At 34.1% G+C, this 378-nt stretch carries 1 protein-coding gene; it reads left to right on the forward strand.

Annotated elements, in window-relative coordinates; genetic code table 11:
• Positions 1-72 precede the first annotated feature (72 nt).
• Positions 73-270 carry a hypothetical protein gene (locus ACFSCX_RS23325; protein ID WP_377930657.1) on the forward strand — a complete coding sequence of 66 codons (198 nt, stop codon included), beginning with the start codon at positions 73-75 and terminating at the stop codon, positions 268-270.
• The last annotated feature ends 108 nt before the right edge of the window (positions 271-378 follow it).

Raw genomic sequence — 378 nt, forward strand, 5'->3', positions numbered from 1 at the left:
GGGGGAGAAAAAGAAGAATTTAAAGGAAGGTAAATAGTTGTTGGAAATGACGAAAAAGGTGTAGAACACAAAGTGCTAATTAAAAGTACGGGAATGACTAGTAATGAAAAAGTATGGGAGTATCCAGATGTAGGAGTAAGTCCTAATAATGGAGCTGATACGCACGTTCCATCAGGTATGGAATTTCCGACACCAGGATTATGGAAGTTAGAAGTGTATATTGGAGATAAATTATTTGGTGAAGTTGTTGTAAATGTTAAAGAAAGTTAAATTCTTATTCTATTATCCAGGGAGCTTCTTAAATAGACGAAATGAGGGATCTATCAGCAGCTACTGGTCTCATTTTATTATTTAATAGATGTATTCGAAAAACACAAA

This window comes from Bacillus salitolerans, from assembly GCF_042680805.1.
GTDB lineage: Bacteria > Bacillota > Bacilli > Bacillales > SA4 > Bacillus_CJ > Bacillus_CJ salitolerans.